The organism is Streptomyces sp. NBC_00663, from assembly GCF_036226885.1.
GTDB lineage: Bacteria > Actinomycetota > Actinomycetes > Streptomycetales > Streptomycetaceae > Streptomyces.
In genome coordinates, this window is the sequence record NZ_CP109027.1 from 6,368,250 (window position 1) to 6,387,297 (window position 19,048).

Sequence of the window (19,048 nt, forward strand, 5' to 3'; positions counted from 1 at the left end):
ACGCGGCAGAAACGAGCGCGTCACACGGGGCAGCGTGTCAGCAACAGAAGGCGCGACAGTGCAGGTGAGGGCTCATGAACACGATGCTCGCGGCCATACGGAACCCCTGTCAACATTCGGAGTTTCTGAATTAAATAGCCTCAGGTGAAGCGGTCAGCGGATCCCGGTAGAGCACGTCCAGCGCCACCGCACCGCCCGCCACCGCGAGCACCGAATCCGGGAAACTCGTCGGGATCACCGACCCCGCCCGCCCGTCCCCGACCTCCGCCCGCAGCGCCGCCAGGCAGTCCTGCCGATGGACCGCGCCGACCTCGGTGACGACGACGGTCTCCGGGTTGAGGATGTCCAGCAGCAGCCCCGCCGCCCGCCCCGTCATCCGCGACCGCTCCACCAACAGCCGTACGGCCACCGGATCACCGTCCGCCGCCGCCCGCACCAGATGCATCGGGTTCACCCCGGCGATCACCCCGGCCGCCCGCGCCCTGCGGCACAACGTCCGCTCGCTCAGCTCGGCCTGGAGGCAGCCGGTCCGCCCGCACTCGCAGGGCTCGGTACCGCCCGGCACCGGCAGATGGGCGATGGCGCCCGCCTGGGAGCGCGGCCCGTGATGCACCTCGTCATGGGTGGCGAACGCCGCGTCGACCACATTGCCGACGAACAGATGCAGCACGCTGAGGCTGCCGCGCGCCCGCCCGAAGAGCCGCTCCGCGTTCACCAACGCCCGCGCGTGCCCGTCCACATGGACCGGCAGCCCGGTGCGCGCGCCGATCAGCTCCCGCACCGCCACGTCCCGCCAGCCGAGCAGCTGATGCTCGACGACGGTGCCGGTGTCCCGGTCCACCCAGCCCCCGGCCGCGAAGCCGACGCCGAGCGGCCGGCACCCCGGGGACGCCGCCAGCAGCGCGCCCAGCCCGTCGGCGGCCCGCGCCAGCACCGGCCCGGGGTCGGTGCCGTCCGTGTGCCGCAGCTCCCGCGAGGCGACCACGCGCCCGCGCAGATCGAGCAGCGCGACCGTCGTATGGGGCACCGCCACATGGACGCCGCCCACGACGAACCGCGAGGAGTCCAGGTCGACCGGCACATGGGGTCGGCCCACACCGTTCGACCGCCGGGGCGCGGCGGCCTCCTGGATCAGTCCGAGCCGGGTGAACCGGGCGCAGTAGTCCGTCACCGACGCCGGGGACAGCCCGGTCAGCCGGGCGATGGTGGAGCGCGCCACCGGCCCGTGCTCCAGCACGGACCGCAGCACGACACTCGCGCTGGTCCGCCGCCGGTCACTGTCGGCGACGCGGGCCAGGGGGGACGTAAGGGTGGGCATGGTGATCACCTCGGGGGCCGGTCCGACACTGCGCCGTACGCGAGGGGCGAGACCGGAACGGGGCCTCACCCAGGACGGCGACAGGCGGCCGCGCCCACGCGTCGCAGGTCGACATGGCGACGCGACGTGAGGAAGAGGGCCTGGGCAACCATGGCTGGAAGGGTAGGGGGCGCCGACCGTATCCAGCCAGAGGGCATCTCGGCATTTGGTGGGACCCTACAGACGCCGTTCACACTCGACACGTGAGTGAAACGTCCCGGCCTCAGTGACCGGCATCACGCCGTACCCGGTGTAACCGACACCCTTTGTATGGAGACCACCAAGTCGCCGCTCCAGCCTTTGTCGACCGCTGACGGTGATCGACGCGAGGCGCCCGGGATAGCGTCGCGATGTCCCGTCCCCGTCACCCACTCGCGGAGTCCCCATGAGCACCGCCGTCGCCCCCGTCCGCCCCGGTCAGGTCCTCGCCGACCTGCTCCCGGCCTCCCGAGTGCGCGACATCGCGCTCGTCGTGGGCGGCGCCGCGCTCACCGGCCTCGCCGCCCAGATCTCCGTGCCCGTGCCCGGCTCCCCGGTGCCGGTGACCGGCCAGACCTTCGCCGCGCTGCTTGTCGGCACCACGCTCGGCGCGGGGCGCGGCTTCCTCTCCCTCGCGCTGTACGCCCTCGCGGGCGTCGCGGGCATGCCGTGGTTCGCGGGCGCCACCTCCGGCTCGGCCGCCCCCTCCTTCGGCTACATCCTCGGCATGATCCTCGCCTCCACCGTCGTCGGCGCCCTGGCCCGCCGCGGCGCCGACCGCTCCGTGCTGCGCACGGCGGGCGCGATGCTGCTCGGCGAGGCGATCATCTACGCGGTCGGCGTCCCGTACCTCGCCCTCGACCTCGACATGTCCGCCTCCGCCGCCATCGCGGCCGGCCTCACCCCGTTCCTGCTCGGCGACGCCCTCAAGGCGGCCCTGGCGATGGGCCTGCTGCCGAGCGCATGGAAACTGATCAAGCGCTGACGACGTAGCCGTCACCGAAGAGGTTCGCCGGGTCGTGAGTCGACTTCACTTCGGCGAGCCTCTTCCGCGTCCCGGCGTCGTACAGCCCCTCGCTCCGATCCCCGGCCCCGAAGGCGAAGTTGACCGTCCGCCCGAGCGTGTGCGGTGCGAGCACCGCGAACGCCGGATCGAGCAGGGCCCGCGCCTTCTCCCGTTCCTCCGTGGTCAACAGCCGCACCAGGAACCGCCCGTCACGCCACGGCACCGAGTTCTGGGCGGGCCGCGCGAGCGCCCCGCCCAGATGATTGACCTGTACGACGACCATGGCGACGGAGTCGGGCCCGGTGAGCCGCAGCAGCTCCCCGCCCCCGCCGTCCACGTCCAGCTCACTCAGCACCGCGCTGTCCCCGTAGTAGGCGTGCGGGAAGTCCGGGTCGCTGTGGATGGTGTGGCTCTCGGCGTACGGCATCTCCCGCAGCGAGTCGCCGAGCACCGGCCCGATCTCCCGCAGCGGAGCGACCAGCCGCTCCCCGTCCCCACCCGTGTGGGCGACGCGCACGGACAGGACGTACCGCCCGCGCAACCGCGGCGGCAGAGCGGGCACATCCGGATACGGTACGGCGGCGAAGGACGAGGTCAGCCCGTCCGGCACGGTCCGCGTCCAGGCCTCGTACGCCCGCAGCGCACCCGCCGGATCGACCTCGCGTCCGTCGAACGCGAGCGAACCGCCGTACAGCGTCCGCACGGGGACGAGCCCGATCTCCAACTCGGTGACCACACCTAGCCGGTGACCACCGCCCAGCAGCGCCCAGTACAGCTCGGAACCGGGCACGGCGTGGTGCAGCCGCCCGTCGGCGGTCACCACGTCCAGCGACCGCACATGATCGGCCGCGTACCCGAACTCCCGGGCCAGAAGGGAGAGTCCACCGCCCAGTGTGTAGGAGACGGCGCCGACGCCCGGCGCGGACCCGTTGAGCGGCGCGAGCCCGTACGGCGTGGCCGCCTCGACCACCTGCCCCCAGCGGACGCCCGCCTGCACCCGGACGGTACGGGCCGCGGGGTCGACGGTGACACCGTCCATCCGCCGGGTGGAGAGAAGCACGCCGCCGGTGACCGGCCCCTGCCGCCCGTGCCCGGTCGCCTCGACGGTGACACGCAGCCCGGCGTCGGCCGCGTGGCGCACGGCGGCGATGACGTCGTCGGTGGTGGCGGGGGTGGAGACGGTGGCGGGGCGCAGCGCGAACGCGGTCTGGAACCCGGTCAGTTCACGGATGCCGTTCTGGTGATCCATGCACCCCATGGTGGGGGAACAACCCGACAGGCTCCGTCAGGTTGTGCCCCCACCGGTTCAGATACTGGTTCAGATTTCCTGCCGCGGTCGCCGCGTGGACCACCAGAACCCGGCCACACCGGCCGCCATCAGGGCTGCGCCCGCCGCGCCCGCCGGGAGCAGATCACGCGCGACACCGGTCTTCGGCAGCTCGTCGCCGCCGGGGGCCACCGGCTTGTTGTCGGTACCGAGGAGCAGCGGGGTGGCCGGGGCGTTCGGCGACGGATTCGTCGTACCGAACGGAACCGGGCCCTGCTGCCAGTACGTCTTCTTCCCGTCGCCGGTCTGCACCGGCAGACAGATCTTTCCGGTCTTGTCGAGATCGAACGACGCGTCCACGGCGTACGACTTCGACTTACCGGCCGCGAGATTGTCGATCGGGCAGGCGAAACCGCTGTTCGAACCCTCCGGCAGATCGCTTTCGGCAATCGAGGAGCACCCTTGAACGCTATTGACCGTGAGGCCGTCGAAACCGACGACCAAAAGCTGGATCTTTCCGCTGTCCTTGGTCCCTTCGTTCTTCACCGTGGCGGTGAGGTCGGTCTTCTCGGACTTGTTGTCGACCGAGATCTGTTCGGGCAGCAGCGTGGTCAGCTTCACGCCGTCCGGCGCCTCGTCGACAACCTTTCCCCCCTTGCTGCTTCCGGGCCCCTGGTCATCCGCGCCGGCGGTGCCGGAAAGGATCAGTACGGCCGAGAAAGATGCCGTGACCAGCGATCCCGCGATGGTCGTCATACGACGAGAACTCATGTTCGTCCCCCTTGGCTGCGCCTGAATTCGCAGTACTTGAAGAGCTACCACAAGATTTCTCCGCACTATGCTGGTACGGCTCGAAGTGTGACCATTGTGTTGAAGTAGGCGTTGGCCGGTGCGTGGTGGAGGGGGTGCAACGGATTGCCGGGGAATACGGGAAACGCGGGAAGTACGGGTAACACGGGAAACACGGGAAACGCGAGGAGCGGCGGAGTGCCAGGGATCCTGGTGGCGAGCCGTTATCGCCTGGTCGAGAGCATCGGCCAGGGGGGAATGGGGCGGGTGTGGCGAGCCGCCGACGAAATACTCGACCGGCTGGTCGCGGTCAAGGAAATGCGCATAGACGGCCTCGACGCCGAGGACGCCCGCACGCGCCGTGAACGCACCCTGCGCGAGGCGCGTGCCACGGCCCGCATCGACCATCCCAACGTCGTACGGGTCTACGACGTCGTGGACGAGGGCGAACGCCTGTGGATCGTCATGGAGTTGGTGGTGGGCCGCTCCCTGGAACGCATGATGGTGGAGGACGGTCCGCTCGGCCCCCTGGAGGCGGCCCGGATCGGCATCGGCCTGGTGACGGCTCTGCGCCAGGTGCACGCGCGCGGTGTCCTGCACCGCGACATCAAGCCGGGCAACGTCCTCGTCGAGACCACCGGACACCGCGTGGTCCTCACCGACTTCGGCATCGCGGCCATCCAGGACGCCAAGGCGCTCACCATGGTCGGCATGCTGGTCGGCTCCCCCGACTACATGGCCCCCGAACGCATCGCGGGCCGCCCACAGGGCCCTCCGTCCGACATCTGGTCCCTGGGCGCGACACTCTGCGCGGCCCTGGCCGGCCACTCCCCGTTCTCCCGGGACACCACGCTGGCGACCCTCCACGCGGTCCTCTACGAGGAGCCCCAACTCCCCACCACGGCAGGCGCTCTACGAGGCATCCTCGCCGCCCTCCTGGAGAAGGAACCGGAACTGCGCCCGGGCCTGGACGAGGTGGAGGAGGCACTCCGCCTGGTGGCCTTCCCGGCCCCAACCCCCACGGTGCAGGTAGGACCAGACCCCGAACCACCGAACCACCCCGAGGACGCCCCACCTCCCACCCCCCACCCGGACCCACCCACCCCAGCCTTCCCCTGGCCCAACCGAGAACCCCCCACACCCCCCTTCACCCCCACCCCCACACCCGCCGACGCCGCTCAGCCCCCACAGGGACCGCCCGCCCCCGCACTCGCCGACGCCGCTCAGCCCCCACAGGGACCGCCCGCCCCCGCACTCGCCGACGGCGCGCAGCCCCCACAGGGACCGCCCGCCCGCGCCTCCGCACTCGCCGATGGCGCGCAGCCCCCACAGGGACCGCCCGCCCCTGCCCCCGCACTCGCCGACGGCGCACAGCCCCCACAGGGACCGCCCGCCCCCGCACTCGCCGACGGCGCGCAGCCCCCACAGAGGCCACCCGCACCCACCCCCACCACCGCCGACGGCGCGCAGCCCCCACAGGGTCCACCCGCCCCTGCCCCCGCACTCGCCGACGGCGCGCAGCCCCCACAGGGGCCACCCGCACCCGACTACGAAAGTCGCACGGGTGGTGCGGGTGGGAATCCGATCCGGGCCGAAGGCCCGGTGCCCACCCACAACGCCTCCTCAGAGGCACACGGCGGCATCTCCCTCATCCGCTCAGAAGCCGTCACCGAACAACGCCCCCTCCCCCCACCAACCCCCCACCGCACCCGCACCCGCACCCGCACCCGCCTCATCACCGTCGCGGCCCTCACCACAGCCGCCGCGGTGACCACCACCCTGCTCCTCCTGAACGCCAACTCACCCGACACCAAAGACGAGTCACAAGGCACCCCCACCTCGTCCACCCCCACCTCGACCGCCCCCACCTCCCCACCCCCCACGGTCGAAGGCACCTCAAGGCCCCAGTCCCTCCCACCTGGCGCCCACCGGGAAGCCGGCGGCTTCGCCTGGGCAACTCCCAAGGACTGGCGCAGAGATGTGAAGACGGGCGCGGAGGTGCACTACACGTCACCCGACGGCACCCAGGAGCTCGCCGCGAAGTCCTCCCTCGCCCGCGGCGACCTGATGGACACCTGGAAGACCTCGGAACAGAACGCCCACCAGGGCCAGGGCTACCGGAAGATCCGCTTGGAGGACACGGAGTTCAAGGGCCACCCGGCGGTGGTCTGGGAGTACACCTTCACGCTCAAGGGCGTCCCCTGGCACGCCCGCCTGCTCGGCTTCAACGCGGACGGCAAGTCGTACCAGGTGAACACGTGGTACCAGCCGCAGACGGAGACGCAGGCGCTCAAGACGTACGAGAAGGTCAAAAACAGCTTCACGGTGCTGTAGACAAACCACAGCACCGTGAAACCCGCAGCACCCTGAGGTGCCTCAGCCTCAGCCTCAACCCACCTTGATCTTGTCCTGCACCTCGGACCCACCGACGACGTCCGAACGCCGGCCCCGCACCCGCTCCTTGACCACGGCGACACCCAGCACGAACGCCGCGACGAGCAAGGACAGCAGCACGGTCGTACGCCCGCTGCTCGCCCCCTCGGTGTCGGTCAGCATGTAACCGAGCACGAAGACGATCAACCCGGCCGTGGCCCAGGTCAGATACGGGTACAGCCACATCTTCACGACCAGCTTCTCCGGCTCCTCGGCCTGGATGATCTTCCGCATCCGCAGCTGCGAGAAGCAGATGACCAGCCACACGAACAGCGCGACCGCACCGGAGGAGTTGACGAGGAAGAGGAAGATCGTGTCGGGGGAGAGGTAGTTGAAGAACACGGCGACGAAACCGAAGAGCACGGACGCGAGAATCGCGGCCATGGGCACGCCCCGCGCGTTCGTGCGCGCGAACACCTTCGGCGCGTCTCCCCGCTCGCCGAGCGAGAAGGCCATGCGCGAGGCCGTGTAGAGCCCGGAGTTGAGACAGGACAGCACCGAGGTCAGCACGATGAAGTTCATGATCTGACCGGCGTGCGCGATCCCGAGCGAGTCGAGGGCGGCGACGTACGAGCCGGACTCCTTGATGGACGGGTCGTCCCACGGCAGCAGCGTCACGACGACGAAGATCGAGCCGAGGTAGAAGACGCCGATCCGCCAGATGATGCTGTTGGTCGACTTGGTGACAGCCCGCTGCGGGTTCTCGGACTCGCCGGCGGCCAGCGTGGCGATCTCACTGCCCATGAAGGAGAAGACGACGAGCAGCACGCCGGTGAGGATGGCGCCGGGCCCGTGGGGCAGGAAGCCGCCGTGGTCGCTGAGGTTGCCGAGCCCCGCCTTGTCGGCGTCGACCCCCGGCAGCACACCGAAGACCGCGAGCCCGCCGATGATGATGAAGGCGCCGATGGCGACGACCTTGATCCCGGCGAACCAGAACTCGAACTCGCCGTAGGAGCCCACGGAGACCAGGTTGGTGGCGGTCAGCACCACCATCACGATGAGCGCCCACCCCCACTGCGGGACGGCGGGTATCCACCCTTCGAGGATCTTGGCACCGGCGGTGGCCTCCACCGCGAGCACGACGACCCAGAAGAACCAGTAGAGCCAGCCGATGGAGAAGCCGGCCCAGCGCCCGAGCGCCCGGTCGGCGTGCGCGGAGAAGGAGCCGGACGTGGGGTTCGCGGCGGACATCTCGCCGAGCATCCGCATCACCAGCACCACGAGCGTGCCGACGAGCGCGTACGACAGGAGGATGCCGGGTCCCGCGGTGGCGATACCGGAGCTGGAGCCGACGAACAGTCCGGCGCCGATGACACCACCGATGGCGATCATGGACAGATGGCGGTTCTTGAGTCCGGCCTGGAGACCAGTCATACGGGGAGTTCCTTCGTGCCAGGTGTGGGGACGACTCAATGAATCAGAGGCAAATAAATAAATGAACCTTCGAATCCGGATTGTTACTTGAGGTTTTCTTGAGCATCTGTGGCCAGGGGTGTTGTTTTCCTGGCTGACACCCGAGGCTGCTGCCCCGAAACAGCCATGTCACACTCATCCCATGCGCGTGTATCTCGGCTCCGACCATGCGGGCTTCGAACTCAAGAACCACCTCGTCGAGTGGCTGAAGGCGGCCGGCCACGAGGCGGTCGACTGCGGCCCCCACATCTACGACGCCCAGGACGACTACCCGCCGTTCTGCCTCCGCGCCGCGGAGCGCACGGCGGCCGACCCCGACGCCCTCGGCATCGTGATCGGCGGCTCCGGCAACGGCGAGCAGATCGCGGCCAACAAGGTCAAGGGCGTACGCGCGGCTCTCGCCTGGAGCGAGGAGACGGCGTCGCTCGGCCGCCAGCACAACAACGCCAACGTCGTCGCGGTCGGCGCCCGGATGCACACCCAGGACGAGGCGACCAAGTTCGTCGAGACCTTCCTCGCCACGCCGTTCTCCGGTGACGAGCGCCACATCCGCCGCATCGACATGCTGGCCGACTACGAGACCACCGGCGACCTCCCGCCGATCCCGGCCCACCACCCGCAGCAGTAGCAGGTCGTTCGTCGAGTCCCGCCCGTCGAGTGATCGAGACGGGCGGGTGGGTGGGAAAGGATGGCGGCACGTGCCGGAAGGGCACACCATTCACCGGCTCGCGCTGGACTACGCCGAGCGGTTCTCCGGCGGAGCCGCACGCGTCACCAGCCCCCAGGGCAAGTTCTCCGACGCCGCCGCCCTCCTGGACGGCGCCGGACTCACCCGTACCGAAGCCCACGGCAAGCACCTCTTCCTGGGCTTCCGCGACACGGACTGGGTCCATATCCACCTTGGCCTCTTCGGCAAGGTGAACTTCGGCGACGCCCCCGCGCCGCCGCCCACGGACACCGTCCGCCTCAGGCTCGCGAACGCCACGTCGTACGTCGATCTGCGCGGCCCGACCACCTGCGCCCTCATCACGGACGCCGAGAAGCGCGCGATACACGACCGCCTCGGCCCCGACCCGCTCCGCGAGGACGCCGACCCGCAGGCGGCGTACCGGCGCATCTCCCGCAGCCGTACGACGATCGCCGCGCTCCTGATGGACCAGAAGGTCATCGCCGGCGTCGGCAACGTCTACCGCGCCGAGGTCCTCTTCCGGCACGGCATCGACCCGTACCGCGCGGGGAAGGATGTCACCGCGCGGGAGTGGGACGCGATCTGGCGGGATCTCGTCGACCTCATGCGCGAGGGCGTGCGCCACAACCGCATCGACACCGTCCGACCCGAGCACACCCCGGAGGCGATGGGCCGCCCGCCCCGCGTCGACGACCACGGCGGCGAGGTGTACGTCTACCGCAGGGCGAACCTGCCCTGCCACATCTGTGGCGGCGAGATCCGCACCGCCGACCTCGCCGCCCGCAACCTCTTCTGGTGCCCGGGCTGCCAGACCCGTTAGCGGGCGGGCTTCAGAACCCGTGCGGCAGCCAGGGCGCGACGACCGAGCCGAACCCGACCGCCGCCTCCGCCAGCGCCCCCTGCCGCAGCTCGCGCACCCGCCCCGCGGCCCCCAGTGCGGCGAGGCTCACGCCACCGAGATACGCCGCCCCCAACTCCCGTACGGACAGCGCCAGATCGGCCGCGTCCTCGGTCCGCTCGCAGGACGCCCCCTTCGCGTCCCCGCTCAGCCGCCAACGCCCCGTGTTCCAGGGGCAGAAGTCGTCCTCGACCTCCAACACCACGTCCACCGGCGCCTGGTAGGTCCGCGCCGCCAGCGCGGCCCCGACATCCACCAGCCGGACATGCAGCGAGTCCCGCAGCCGCGGCTCACAGCGACGGATGTCGGAGACCAACTGCTGCCAGACCTCGTCGGCCGGCCGCCCGCGCGCATGCACCTTCGACGTCAGATCGATCCCGAACAGGAACCGCCAGAGCGCGCCATGCGTGGCCGGATCCAGCGCCTGTACGTCCCGCAGCGCCACCGTCCCCTTCGGCCCGGCGGAGTCCCACTCGGGCTTCACATGGAAGCGCGCGTACCCGACGACCTCGCCGTCCCGCTCCGCGACCACGCACTGAAGCGGCGACGCCCCGTCCCTGCCGCCCTCGGGATCGAGCAGCCCGAGCCGCTCCCACCCGGGAAGCCGCGCCACCATGCCCGGCCGCAGCGGTACCAGCCGCGCGTACACCGCCTCACAGGCGTCGAGCACCTCGGCCGGCTGCGCGTACCGCACCCGTACGTCATCGGTACCGGGCGGCAGGGACAGCCGTACCCGCTCCGTGTCGATCTCGGCGCTGACATGGAAGGTCGCCGGCGCGTACCCGAACCGCCCGTAGATCGCCGGTTCGCTCGCGGTCAGCACGGCGAGCGGCCAGCCCCATTCCCGTACGTCGTCCAGCTGGCGCCGCATCATCGAGCGCAGCACCCCACGCCGCCGATGCGTCGCCGCCACACTGACCATGGTCACGCCCGCGGCCGGCACCGAGGCGCCGCCCGGCACGGTCAGCCGGAAGCTGAACGCGCCCGCCGTGCCGACGCATTCGTCCCCGTCCCAGGCGCCGATGGAGCGGTCGAGCTCGGTGAGCCCGTTCCACAGCTCCCGTTCCTCGGCCGACTCCGCGACCCCGCCGAAGGCCCGGATCAGGTTGTCGTACCACTCGTCCCATTCGTCCTGCCGCAGCACCCGCAGGCCGGTCGCGTAGTCAGAAGCCATGGACCATGCCTACCAGGGCATTGCGGGACGAGCCAGGGGATTTCTCCTTGGTGGCCGCAGGGTGGCTTTCCGTGAAGTTCACTGTGAAGTTGAACCTCGGACGGGGGACAAGTGGGACCTCCCGTGCCAAGCAGCTGGTCCGATGGATAGGGTCCCGAACTAATGGCAGCAGGACGAGGGCGGCGCGCGGAAGCCGATACGTTCACGGCCCGGTTGAAGATGCAGTGGCACCGGGCCCGCGTCGGCCTGCGCAGAAGCGCCGTCGACTACTTCCGCGGGGACGGCTCGGACTGGATCGCACTGGCCGGTCTCCTCCTCACGATCCCGCTGATCGCGGCCACCACGCTGATGAACTCGGTGTGGTGCTCACCGGCCGCGCTGGTCCTCCCGATCGTCGCGGGCGGGCTGCTGCTGCGCCCGGCGAGCCTGCTGGGCCTGTACGCGGCGGCGGCGACGGCACTGATCGTGGAGTCGGTACAGCTGGGCCCGTACACCGAGGGCCCCTCCCGCGTCACCCCGGGCATCGTCCTCGTCGTCGCCGCATGCGGCTTCTTCGGCCTCCTCATCGCCCAGTTCCGCAGCCGGGTCGGCGTGCCCTGGCGGCGCGGCGGCACGATGCTCTTCGACCTGCGCGAACGCATCCGCGTGCAGAGCAAGCTCCCCAAACTCCCGCCCGGCTGGCACCGTGAGATGGCCCTGCGCCCGGCGGGCGGCCAGTCGTTCTCCGGCGACTTCGTGGTGGCGGCCCGCACCAACGGCGGCCGCACGATGGAGGTCGTCCTCACCGACGTCTCCGGCAAGGGCATGGACGCGGGCAGCCGCGCCCTGCTCCTCTCCGGCGCCTTCGGCGGCCTCCTCGGCTCCCTGCCCCCGCACGCGTTCCTGCCCGCCGCCAACGGCTACCTCCTCCGCCAGGACTGGGACGAGGGCTTCGCCACCTCCATCCACCTGGTCCTGGACCTGGACTCCGGCGACTACGAGCTCTACTCCGCGGGCCACCCCCCGGGCCTCCAACTGAGCGCGGGCAGTGGCCGCTGGGAGGAAAAGGCGGCGGAAGGCCCCCTCCTCGGTGTCTACGACGGCGCCCAGTTCGACCCCGTGAAGGGCTCGCTCCGCCCCGGCGACGTCCTCATGCTCTTCACCGACGGCCTGGTGGAAACCTCCGACCGGGACATCGTGGAAGGCATAGACCGCCTCACCGGCGAAGCCGACCGCTACGTGGCCGGCGGCTTCCACGGCGCCGCCTGGCACCTGATCGAGGCGGTGGCAAAGGACGTGAACGACGACCGGGCACTCCTGCTGATCTGCCGAGAAGGCCCAACAGCCCAGGCAGCACCCACCACCTGACCCACCCACCCGCCCCGCTCAGCTGCGGCACTTGCCCATCTGCTGTGGCTGTGGGTGGTGGTGTCGTTGGGGTGGCGTCGCCCCGGCTGCGGTACTTGGCCATCTGTCGTGGCTGTGGGTGGTGGTGTCGTTGGGGTGGCGTCGCCCCGGCTGCGGTACTTGGCCATCTGTCGTGGCTGTGGGTGGTGGTGTCGTTGGGGTGGCGTCGCCCCGGCTGCGGTACTTGGCCATCTGTCGTGGCTGTGGGCGGTGGTGTCGTTGGGGTGGCGTCCCCTCAGTTGCGGTACTTGCCCATCTGCCGTAGCTGCGGGCAGTCGTGCCGCAGGGCGGCACGGGTGGGCGCAGCGGCACCCCGCCGGCGCGGGCGAGCGAAACCCACCCGACCTCAGCCCCCACCCAGCCGCACCCGCCCCGCACCCAAGCCCCCACCCCGGCCCGCACCCCCACCACCCCACCCACGCCAAGGTGGGGTTTTCCCCAGTCCGGATCCGCCAGCGCCCCTCATCGCCCCCACCCCCTCCGCTCCGTAGCGTCAAGTGCATGACCTCGGACCGGAAGAAACCCCCTACATCCCCCACCTCAGCCGAATGGGCCGTAGAACTCCACGGAGTGACCCGTCGCTACGGCCGTGGCCGCGCCTCCGTCCACGCCCTGCGCGGCATCGACCTCACCCTTCCCCCGGGCACCTTCACCGCGGTCATGGGCCCCTCGGGCTCCGGCAAGTCCACGTTCCTCCAGTGCGCGGCCGGCCTCGACCGCCCCACCGCCGGCACGGTCCGCCTCGGCGGCACGGAGATCACCGGCATGAAGGAGAACAAGCTCACCGCCCTGCGCCGCACCCGCCTCGGCTTCGTCTTCCAGGCCTTCAACCTGCTCCCGTCCCTCACGGTCGAGCAGAACGTCGCCCTCCCGCTGCGCCTCGCAGGCCACCGCCCCGACCGCCGCCGCACCGCCGAGGTGCTCGCCCAGGTCGGCCTCGCCGACAAGGCCCGCCGCCGCCCCGGCCAGCTCTCCGGCGGCCAGCAGCAGCGCGTCGCCATCGCCCGCGCCCTGGTCACCCGCCCCGACGTGGTCTTCGCGGACGAACCGACCGGCGCCCTGGACACCACCACCGCAGCCGAGATCCTGACCCTCCTCCGCCGGGCCGTCGACACCGAGCGCGCCACGGTCGTCATGGTCACCCACGACCCCACGGCGGCGTCCTGGGCCGACCGGGTCCTGTTCCTGGCGGACGGCGAACTCACCGCCCACCTGGACCGCCCGACCCCCGACCAGATCGCCACCCGCATGAAGACCCTGACGGCCCGCCGGGACGACGTGAAGGCGGCTGCCTGATGCGTCCCAACGGCCTGGCCCGCGCAGCCGTCCGCTTCCGCCCCTCCGCGTTCGTCGGCACCTTCGTGGCCCTCGTCATGGCCGCCGCGATCGTCTCGGCCTGCGGCATCCTCCTGGAGACCGGCGTCCGCGCCGAGGTCCCGCCCGGCCGCTACGCGGACGCCCCCGTCGTGGCCGCCGCCGACCAACGGGCCCACTACGGCGAGGGAGACAGCGCCGACAGCGAGCCCGTCCCCGACCGCGCCCGCCTGGACGCCTCCCTGGTCGCCAAGGCGGCCACCGCCCCCGGCGCCCGCACCGCCGTACCCGACGTGACCTTCCCGGTCACCGGCCCGCACGGCCCCCTCACCGCCCACAACTGGTCCGCCACCGCCTTCACCGGCGAACACCTCACCACGGGCCACGCCCCGAACCCAGGCGAAGTCGTCCTGAACAACGACCGTTCGAAGGCCGGCGACCGGGTCACCCTCACCACCCCCGACGGCACCCACACCTACCGCGTCTCCGGCACGACCACCGCACCCGGCGTCTGGTTCGCCGACCCGGAAGCCGTACGCGTCTCAGGGCACCCGGGCCGCATCGACGCCATCGCCGTCCTCCCGAAGCCCGGCGTCGCCACCGACACCCTGGCGGCCCAGGTGGCCCACGCCCTGGGCGGCCACGCCGAGGTCCACACCGGGGACGGCCGCGGCACCGTCGCGGACCCCACCCTCGACGAGGCCAAAGAGGTCCTCATCGGCATCGGCGGCTCCTTCGGCGGCATCGCCACGATCGTCGCCATGTTCACCGCGGCCGGCACCATCGCCCTGGCCGTCGGCCAGCGCGCCCGCGAGTTCGCCCTGCTGCGCGCCATCGGCACCACCCCGCGCCAGATCCGCCGCACCATCGCCACCGAGACCCTCCTCGTCGCCCCCGTCGCGGGCGCCCTCGGCTGTCTGCCCGGCACTGCCCTGGCGGCCTGGTGGCTGGACCAGCTCCGTGACCGGGGCGCGGTCCCGGCCCCGGTCGAACTGGCCGTCTCCTGGATCCCCCTGGTCTCCGCGACCGGCGCCGTCCTCCTCACCGCGCTGATCGCCGGCTACACCGCCGCCCACCGCAGTTCCCGTATCAAGCCGGGCCAGGCGCTGAGCGAGGCGAGCGTGGAGCGGCTGCGCATCGGCTGGATCCGCACCCCGCTCGGCCTCGCCGCGGCGGCGGGCGGCGTCGTCTGCGCGGCCCTGTCCGCCTCCCTGACCGGCGAGGACGCCGCCAACGCGGCACTGGGCATCGTCGTGCTGTTCATGCTCGCCGTGGGTCTGCTCGGTCCGCTGGTCGCCCGTGTCTGCGCGGCCCTGTTCGGCCTCCCGCTGCGCGGCGCGAGCGCCTCCGCCGTACTGGCCGCCGCCAACTCCCGTACCAACGCCCGCCGTCTGGCCTCCGCGATCACCCCGATCGTGCTCGCGATGGCGTTCTCCTCGGTCCTGGTCTTCCTGCACACCAGCGAGGACCACGTCACCGCCCAGCAGCAGCGCGACGGCATCACCGCCGACCACATCATCACGGCCCCGGACGGCCCCGGCCTCGCTCCCGACGCCGTACGACGGGCCGAGGGCACCCCCGAAGTCACCGCGGCCGTGGGCCTGTTGAAGACCTCCGTACTGGTACCCGCCACGGGAGGCGCCCTGGAGGCGGCCACCGCACAGGGCGTCACCGGCTCCGCCCGCGACCTGGCCGCCGTACAGGATCTGGAGGTCAGGACCGGCCGAATGTCCCTGAAACAGGGCGAGATCGCGATCGACTCCTCCCTCGCCGACAACGCCGACGTCGAGGTCGGCGACCGCCTCCACCTCCGCCTCCCCGACGGCACCAAGGCCGCGCCGCGGGTCGTGGCGACGTACGGCCGCGGCCTGGGCCTCGCCCAGGTCACCCTGAGCCGTGCCGATCTGGCCACCCACGTCACCTCCGCCTACGACACCGAACTGTGGACCAAGGGCGGCACGACGGCCGGTCTGAAGGCGCTCGGCACGGTCCAGGGCCGTGACGGCTACACCACCGCCCAGTCCGTGGACCGCGAGCTCAACGCCTGGGCGAACAACCTCATGGCGGCCCTCCTCGGCGGCTTCGCGGCCGTCGCCGCCGTCAACACCCTGGTGATGACGGTCCTCGACCGCCGCGGCGAGCTGGGCACGCTCCGCCTCATCGGCTCAACCCGCCGCCAGGTGCTGCGCATGGTCCGCTGGGAGGCCCTGCTGGTCGCCCTCGCGGGCATCGCCCTCGGCACCGCGATCGCCCTCGCCACGCTCGTGCCGATGATGAACGGCCTGACGGGCCAAGGCCCTTACATCCCGCCTCTCACCTACGGCGCGTTCGCCGGCACGATCGTCGCCCTCGGCCTGGCCGCGGCGACCCTCCCCGCCAAGGCGGCCCTCCGCGGGGACACACTGGAGGAGTGACCGAACCACTGACACCCGCCGAGATCGAGACCCTCGCCCGCGCCGCCCACGAGGGCCAGACGGACAAGGCCGGGCGCCCCTACGCCGAGCACCTCCAGGCCGTCGCGGAGGGCGTCCGCGCCCGGGGCGGCGACGCCGAGCAGATCGCGGCGGCCTGGCTGCACGACGCCGTCGAGGACGACGCGCTCTCCGAGCGGTGGCTGGCCGAGGCCGCGCTGAGCCGTCGTACGAAGGACATCGTGCTCGCCGTCACCAAACGCGCCGGCGAGCCGTCCGAGACCTACGCCGCCCGGATCCTCGCCACCCCCGGCGCCCTGCTGGTGAAGGAGGCGGACCTGGCCCACAACGCAGACCCGACGCGACTGGCAATGCTGGACGCCCCCACCCGCAAGCGTCTGACCGAGAAGTACGCGAACATGCGCAGACTTCTAGGTCTCAACTCCGGTCCGACAACACCCCAAGGGGCGCGGGGAACTGCGCGACCAACCACAACGGCGCCGCACCCGAACGAAGCCCTTACGCCGGCACCTTCTCGCGAAGCTCCCGCCGCTGCCGCTCCCGAGCGGCCTCGGCCGCATCCCTCCTGAACGCCCACTCCATCTTCGGCTCCATTGCGAACCGGAACACCCGCTGCACCGGCTTGGTGCACAGCGCGGTGACGACGGCGGCGGCGACCACGCTCACGAAGATCTCGCCGAGAGGCCCGTGCAGCCAGGCGTGGTCGAACCAGCCCTCGTAATCACCGGCCTTCACCAGGAAGCCGTGCAGCAGATAGCCGTAGAGCGTGCCGGCGCCGAGCGCCGTGAACCACATCTTCCGGCGCGGCACCCACGCGAAGAAGCAGGCGGTCAGCAGCAGCGAGCAGCCGAACATCGCGAGCACCATCACCGGGCCGACCCACCACGGCGCGGCCAGGTCCTGGGCGGCGTCCCGGTGGTAGAACCACGCGGTGTTCATCCGCGGCACCGCCCACCAGCCCACGACGAGCGCGGTGGCGAACACGGGCACGGCCAGGATCCGCATCGGCCAGGTGCGCACCCGGTGGAAGTGCTCGGCCTTCATGCACAGACCGAGGACGAAGTAAGGCAGGAACTGAAGCACCCGCTGAAGGTCCAGGTCGTTGCCGATCGACGGCGCGACGGACGCCAGCATGGCGACGCCGAGGGCGAAGGGCAGCGGCCAGCGGATCAGCTTCAGGATCGGCGTGCACAGCCGCCAGACGAACAACGCGCACAGGAACCAGGTCAGATACCAGGGGTCGAGCAGGCTGATGTCCTTGCCGTGGTCGCCGCCCACCGTGCGGTCGAAGAGGACGTACGCCGTCTCGAAGAGGACGTACGGCACCGCGACACCCGTGATCAGCCGCTTGAGCCGGTCGGGGCGCATGTCGAAACTGCGCGAGAAGAAGCCGGAGATGATGATGAACGCCGGCATGTGGAAGGAGTACACGACCGTGTACACGCCCTCCAGGATGCGGCTGTCGCCCTTGAGGGGCTCCCAGGCGTGACCGACGGCGACGAGCACGATCGCCAGGTACTTGGCGTTGTCGAAGAACGCGTCGCGCTGCTTGCTCTGTGGCTGGTGCTGAGGCTTCTGCTGAGCGAGCGGTGAGCGCGGGCTCGGCACTCCGGGTGCCGACGACTGTGCCGGCGGGAGCGGCACTCGGGGCGAGGCAGCGTGGAACATCTGAGGCACCCTAGCGTTGTCTGTGCGATTTCGTAAAACCGGCCACGTCATTCCTGGTTATCGGCTTCGGGTACCCGGTATTTCGGCAAGCCCTCGCCATTTCGCGCGTGACGGTGAACACAGCGAACGGGCCGTCGCAGTCGTCACCGCAAGGGTCGTATTGGTGTGATTCATACCGACTAAATAGGGCATAAGACCAGCAGGCGACTCTGGCGGAATGTCCGCTTCCTGTGGGCTGGTTGAGGCCACCGTAAATTTTCGAATTACCTGCGAACGGGATGTGTGGAGACCGAAACGATCCCGTCGAATTTCCTGTGCGTCCCGCTCTCGAATTGCTGTGCGGAACATGACGAGCCGATGACCGGACCCTTACGGCGCCGCACAGTTCGGGCACAGGTGTGGTCAACGATGCATCACCGGCCGCATACAGCGGCTTGGTTGGTGGCACGATGGTTCTGGCGGGGGTGCGCGGGGCTGGCATCTCCGGGCCGGGAGAGCGGACCGACCTAGGGTGTGATCAGTTGTGGCCATTTCGCTGTCAGTGGTGCTGCTGTTGGCGATCATCATGGTGGTGTTGATCCGTGGCGGGTCCCTCAAGGCCGGACCCGCAGTCGTGGCCGTGCTGTTCGGCTTCTTCCTCGCCTCGACAGGTATGGCCGACGACATCCAGCGCTTCCTCAACTCGATAGCGGAGACCATCAACTCGATCCAGTTCTGACCCCGTTGCCTCGACCGCCGGAGACGGACGGGGGACGTACGGGGGCGGCGCCGCGCGACTCGGACCCGGCGGGCTGGGGAGCGGGGACGGGGGAGGGCGTGGCCATCTCGCCCGCTCCGCCTCGGGTCGTCGGCTCGCGGTCAAGGTCGTACGCGGCCAGTACGCGGACGCCGACGAGTTCCGCGCCCGGTCCCGCCGCGAGGTGGCCGCCGCCCGCCAGGCCGGCGGCGCCTTCACCGCGCCCATCGTGGCCGCGGACGCCGACGCTCCGCGCCCCTGGACGGCCCCGCTCCACACACCGGGCGGCACGCCCACCCGCGACCACGGCCCTCTGCCGCCGTCCCGCGCAGGGGAGTTGGCCGCGGGCCTCGCCGAGGCCATCCACCACATCCATCACGCCGGCGTCGTCCACCGGCACCTGAATCCGGCCAACGTGAAGCCCGCCGACGACGGCCCCCGCGCCACCGGGTTCGCCCCCTTCGACGCCCTCACCCGGACCGGCCGCGCTGGGCGACGGCACCCCGCC

16 protein-coding genes and 1 pseudogene are annotated in these 19,048 nt (G+C 71.0%); 9 read left to right on the forward strand and 8 right to left on the reverse strand.

Going from position 1 to position 19,048, the window contains the following annotated elements:
- Positions 1-130 precede the first annotated feature (130 nt).
- On the reverse strand, positions 131-1,318 hold the full coding sequence (locus OG866_RS29095; protein ID WP_329339220.1) for an ROK family protein: 1,188 nt from the start codon (positions 1,316-1,318) through the stop codon (positions 131-133).
- A gap of 65 nt (positions 1,319-1,383) precedes the next feature.
- Positions 1,384-1,515, reverse strand: coding sequence for a putative leader peptide (locus tag OG866_RS45280; RefSeq protein WP_443063580.1), 132 nt, complete (start codon positions 1,513-1,515; stop codon positions 1,384-1,386).
- Between the two features lie 227 nt (positions 1,516-1,742).
- Between OG866_RS45280 and OG866_RS29100 the strand changes: the two genes are divergently transcribed.
- Positions 1,743-2,321, forward strand: a complete 579-nt coding sequence (locus OG866_RS29100) for a biotin transporter BioY (protein WP_329339221.1) — start codon at positions 1,743-1,745, stop codon at positions 2,319-2,321.
- Here the strand turns inward: OG866_RS29100 and OG866_RS29105 are convergent.
- The gene (locus OG866_RS29105) at positions 2,311-3,591 is read right to left on the reverse strand and encodes an FAD-binding oxidoreductase (protein WP_329339223.1); all 1,281 of its coding nucleotides are present in this window, start codon (positions 3,589-3,591) and stop codon (positions 2,311-2,313) included. The two genes, OG866_RS29100 and OG866_RS29105, sit on opposite strands and share 11 nt — an antisense overlap.
- A gap of 69 nt (positions 3,592-3,660) precedes the next feature.
- Positions 3,661-4,380, reverse strand: a complete 720-nt coding sequence (locus OG866_RS29110; RefSeq protein ID WP_329339224.1) for a hypothetical protein — start codon at positions 4,378-4,380, stop codon at positions 3,661-3,663.
- Between the two features lie 276 nt (positions 4,381-4,656).
- On the opposite strand from OG866_RS29110, the gene OG866_RS29115 reads away from it, so the two are divergent.
- On the forward strand, positions 4,657-6,732 hold the full coding sequence (locus OG866_RS29115; RefSeq protein ID WP_443063662.1) for a protein kinase domain-containing protein: 2,076 nt from the start codon (positions 4,657-4,659) through the stop codon (positions 6,730-6,732).
- Positions 6,733-6,786: 54 nt separating this feature from the next.
- On the opposite strand, the gene OG866_RS29120 is transcribed toward OG866_RS29115, so the two are convergent.
- On the reverse strand, positions 6,787-8,205 hold the full coding sequence (locus OG866_RS29120; protein ID WP_329339226.1) for an amino acid permease: 1,419 nt from the start codon (positions 8,203-8,205) through the stop codon (positions 6,787-6,789).
- 181 nt (positions 8,206-8,386) lie between these two features.
- On the opposite strand from OG866_RS29120, the gene OG866_RS29125 reads away from it, so the two are divergent.
- Both OG866_RS29125 and OG866_RS29130 read left to right on the forward strand, forming a co-directional pair.
- Positions 8,387-8,872 carry a ribose-5-phosphate isomerase gene (locus OG866_RS29125; RefSeq protein ID WP_059191789.1) on the forward strand — a complete coding sequence of 162 codons (486 nt, stop codon included), beginning with the start codon at positions 8,387-8,389 and terminating at the stop codon, positions 8,870-8,872.
- A gap of 70 nt (positions 8,873-8,942) precedes the next feature.
- The gene (locus OG866_RS29130; RefSeq protein ID WP_329339229.1) at positions 8,943-9,752 is read left to right on the forward strand and encodes an Fpg/Nei family DNA glycosylase; all 810 of its coding nucleotides are present in this window, start codon (positions 8,943-8,945) and stop codon (positions 9,750-9,752) included.
- Positions 9,753-9,762: 10 nt separating this feature from the next.
- Here the strand turns inward: OG866_RS29130 and OG866_RS29135 are convergent, their stop codons facing one another.
- Positions 9,763-11,004 carry a GNAT family N-acetyltransferase gene (locus tag OG866_RS29135; protein ID WP_329339231.1) on the reverse strand — a complete coding sequence of 414 codons (1,242 nt, stop codon included), beginning with the start codon at positions 11,002-11,004 and terminating at the stop codon, positions 9,763-9,765.
- Between the two features lie 162 nt (positions 11,005-11,166).
- Here OG866_RS29135 and OG866_RS29140 point away from each other — a divergent pair, with 162 nt between their 5' ends.
- From OG866_RS29140 to OG866_RS29155, 4 genes and pseudogenes are all read left to right on the forward strand, one after another.
- Positions 11,167-12,351, forward strand: a complete 1,185-nt coding sequence (locus OG866_RS29140) for a PP2C family protein-serine/threonine phosphatase (protein ID WP_329339233.1) — start codon at positions 11,167-11,169, stop codon at positions 12,349-12,351.
- Positions 12,352-12,891: 540 nt separating this feature from the next.
- A complete protein-coding gene (locus OG866_RS29145; protein WP_329339235.1) occupies positions 12,892-13,686 on the forward strand; it encodes an ABC transporter ATP-binding protein in 795 nt (264 codons plus the stop codon).
- On the forward strand, positions 13,686-16,118 hold the full coding sequence (locus tag OG866_RS29150) for an ABC transporter permease (protein ID WP_329339237.1): 2,433 nt from the start codon (positions 13,686-13,688) through the stop codon (positions 16,116-16,118). The genes OG866_RS29145 and OG866_RS29150 overlap by 1 nt, the downstream gene beginning before the upstream one ends.
- Positions 16,115-16,555 (forward strand): annotated as a pseudogene (locus tag OG866_RS29155) (HD domain-containing protein); the annotation flags it as partial. The gene OG866_RS29150 and the pseudogene OG866_RS29155, both read left to right, overlap by 4 nt.
- 79 nt (positions 16,556-16,634) lie before the next feature.
- Here the strand turns inward: OG866_RS29155 and OG866_RS29160 are convergent.
- Positions 16,635-17,804, reverse strand: coding sequence for an acyltransferase family protein (locus OG866_RS29160; RefSeq protein WP_329339238.1), 1,170 nt, complete (start codon positions 17,802-17,804; stop codon positions 16,635-16,637).
- A gap of 523 nt (positions 17,805-18,327) precedes the next feature.
- On the opposite strand from OG866_RS29160, the gene OG866_RS29165 reads away from it, so the two are divergent.
- Positions 18,328-18,522, forward strand: a complete 195-nt coding sequence (locus tag OG866_RS29165; RefSeq protein ID WP_059191782.1) for a hypothetical protein — start codon at positions 18,328-18,330, stop codon at positions 18,520-18,522.
- Here the strand turns inward: OG866_RS29165 and OG866_RS29170 are convergent.
- On the reverse strand, positions 18,503-19,042 hold the full coding sequence (locus OG866_RS29170; RefSeq protein ID WP_329339240.1) for a hypothetical protein: 540 nt from the start codon (positions 19,040-19,042) through the stop codon (positions 18,503-18,505). The two genes, OG866_RS29165 and OG866_RS29170, sit on opposite strands and share 20 nt — an antisense overlap.
- Positions 19,043-19,048 lie beyond the last annotated feature (6 nt).